Source organism: Sphingomonas bacterium (genome assembly GCF_903643035.1).
Lineage (GTDB): Bacteria > Pseudomonadota > Alphaproteobacteria > Sphingomonadales > Sphingomonadaceae > Sphingomonas.
Window position 1 is genome coordinate 1 of sequence record NZ_CAHJWW010000314.1, and the last position, 2,988, is coordinate 2,988.

The window sequence follows — 2,988 nt, forward strand, 5'->3', positions numbered from 1 at the left end:
CGCGGTGCGCCGCGACCTCCGGCGGGACCCCGGGTCGGCCGGACGTCACGCGGTGGCCGCTGCGGAGCGGTCGTGTCGCCGGGATCACGCGTCTCCCGGAAGGCGCGTGCGCGAGCGGCGCGGGCCGGCTTCTCCACGGGTGCGGCACCACGGTCGGGCCGTGGAGAGCCTCTGGCCGGACCAGCCGCGCGCGCCAGTTTTCGTGCTGCCCCGCGTCCGTTACCGCTCGTCCCGGGAAGCGGCTCCTCGCGCGGCCGGCGCGGCGTGGGGGGCGGCGTGGAGTGCCCGGCACGCCGCACGGGCGATGCTGCCGTGCGTTCCGTCGGGGAACGGCGCTCCCCCAACGTCGTGGTCGAACGCGTCGGCCGCACGGCTCCGTCGCGGGTCGGCCGGGCCGGTGCCTCCCTGGGACGTCGATCGTCATCCCGTCCCGGTTTCGGCGGCCGCGCGCCGCGGATCACCCGCGTCGTCACTGGCGTCGTCACGGGTCCCACGGTCTCCTCGCGACCGCCACGCTGGCGCGCCGGTTGCGGCAGGTCGATGCGGGTCGGGTTCTTGCGGAACGAGGCGATATCGTGTCCGCGCACCTCCGCCACCTCGCCCGGCGGCAGCTCGCCAAGCCCGAACGGGCCGTAGCGGGTCCGGATCAGCCGACTGACCTGCAGCCCCAGATATTCCAGCACGCGTCGCACCTCGCGGTTCTTGCCCTCCGTCAGCACCATCTCGATCCAGACGTTGGCACCGGTCCGCCGCTCCAGGTTCGCGTCGATCGATCCATATCGCACGCCCTCGATCGTCACGCCTTCTATCAGCGCCTCTAGAGCCTGCTGGGTGACTTCGCCGTAGGCACGGGCGCGATAGGCCCGCTGCACGCCGACGGCGGGCAGTTCGAGCTGTCGCTTCAACTCGCCGTCCGTGGTCAGCAGCAACAGCCCCTCCGTACCCAGATCCAATCGCCCGACCGGCATCACCCGAGGCAGCTCGGCGGGCAGCCGGTCATAGATCGTCGTCCGCCCGCCCGGATCGCGCTCCGTCACCAGAAGCCCGGCAGGCTTGTGGTACAGGAACAGCCGGGCGGGGGCGGGCGCCTCGACCGGCTCGCCGTCAACGGTGATCCCCTCAAGCGACGGGATCACGGTAGCGGGCGTCAGGATGACCGTGCCGTTCAGCGCCACGCGACCTTCCGCAATCATCCGCTCCACCTCGCGACGCGAGGCGACACCCGCGCGTGCCAGGAGCTTGGCGATTCGCTGGTCGGCGCTGGGGTTCCCGCCTGTGGCGGGTGATCGATGGTCAGGCGGCGGCATGGCGTCGCCATAGCCCGCTTCGCCGCAGTTCCGGCAAAATATTGCATGCCGCCGCGCCTTAAGCGTCCGCAATGCGTTATCGGACGCAAGCGTAACGACACCGCAGTCCGGCGGTCGTGATGAAGGGGCCCGGTCTGGTGGCATGGTTCGGGCGGAAGAAGCGGCGGATCACGCGTCTGCTCGTCGTGGAGGACGAGCCGTTGGTGGCGTTCGACGCGGAGCACATGCTGGGCGATGCGGGCTATGTCGTCGTCGGCACGGTCGATCGCGTGACGGAGGCCGTGCGGCTGATCGGCGATGGCGCCTCGATCGACCTGGTGCTCGTGGACATGAACCTTGCCGACGGCAGCGGCATGGATGTCGCGATCGCCGCGCGCGCGGCGGACGTGCCCGTCATATTCGTCACCGGCCAGCGCCCGTCCGACGCGATGACGGTGGCCGTCGGCTGCCTGTCGAAGCCTTATCTGCAGCGCGACATGCTCGCCGCCATCGATGCCGTGGACGCGGTGCTGGCCGGGCGCGAACCCAGACGCATCCCGGCGGGGCTGACGCTGTTCCCGCAAGGGTAGTCGCCACGAGCGAAGTCGCTGGTCACGCCGACTCCAGCCGCTAAGCTGATCGCCGGATCGTGGGCGGGGTGGTGGTGACGGATCGGTCGAAGGGATTGGCGCTGCTCGCCGCGGCGTTGCGCACGCGTACCTCTGCATCCATGGTGATGTTCGGCCTGTCGTCGGGTCTGCCCTTCTCGTTGCTGATCGGTACGCTGACGGCGTGGCTGGGAGAGGCGAAGGTCAATCTCGCGACGGTCGGGGTCCTCGCGTTCGCGGGGCTCGCCTATGCGTTCAAGTTCCTGTGGTCGCCGCTGGTCGACCGGCTCGCGCTGCCGGTCGTCGGTCGGCTGGGGCGGCGCAAGGGGTGGATCGTCGCCTGCCAGCTCGCGGTGATCGCCTGCCTTGCCACGCTGGCCGCGACCGATCCCGTGACGCGGATCGGCCGCTTCGCGCTCCTGGCGGTGCTGGGCGCCGTGGCATCGGCGACGCAGGACGTGGCGATCGACGGCTGGCGCATCGACGTCGCGGACGAGGCGACGCCTGTCGAGCTGCTGTCCGCGCTGTACCAGCTCGGCTATCGCACCGCCGCCATCGTCGGCGGTGCGTTCGCGCTGTTCCTCGCCGCGCGCATGCCGTGGCCGGCGGTCTACTTGCTGATGGCGGGGCTCATGGCGATGCTGATGCTCGTCGCGCTGATCGCGCCCGAGCGGCGCGGCACGGCGGAGGATCGGGCGCCCGACATGCCCGCCGATCTCGCGCCGCGCTGGCGGCTGGCCGCGCTGCTGGTCGTGGGCTCGTGCTGGCTGGGCGCGATGATCGCGATCGGGCGGTTCATGGCGGCGATGCTCGCGCCCGTCGCGCCGGGTGGCAAGGCGCCATCCGCCGCCGACTTCCTGCGTTATGAGGGGCCGTGGATCGTCGCCGCGACCGTGCTGGTCCCGCTCGCCGTTGCGGCGGCGACCAACCGGATGCGCGGCGGCCCCGCGCAACACGCTGCGACGCGTGTACCTCCGCTTGAGGTAGTCGTGCATCTCCTGCGGCCGCATGTCGCTGACCAGGCGGTCGGGGATGTCGCCGTACGGAGTCTGCACGTCTGGACCGTAGTGCGCGACAGTCCTGCCGACCAGCGC

At 71.3% G+C, this 2,988-nt stretch carries 3 protein-coding genes; 2 read left to right on the forward strand and 1 reads right to left on the reverse strand.

Translation table 11 applies throughout. From position 1 onward, the window contains the following. On the reverse strand, positions 1 to 1,307 hold a 1,307-nt coding region (locus tag HUV01_RS15270), incomplete at its 3' end, for a pseudouridine synthase (RefSeq protein WP_254606699.1). 119 nt (positions 1,308 to 1,426) lie between these two features. Between HUV01_RS15270 and HUV01_RS14455 the strand changes: the two genes are divergently transcribed. Both HUV01_RS14455 and HUV01_RS14460 read left to right on the forward strand, forming a co-directional pair. Continuing rightward, entirely contained in the window at positions 1,427 to 1,876 is a 450-nt protein-coding gene (locus tag HUV01_RS14455) for a response regulator (RefSeq protein WP_174298903.1), read from the forward strand. Positions 1,877 to 1,950: 74 nt separating this feature from the next. After that, on the forward strand, positions 1,951 to 2,988 hold a 1,038-nt coding region (locus HUV01_RS14460), incomplete at its 3' end, for an MFS transporter (RefSeq protein WP_254606701.1).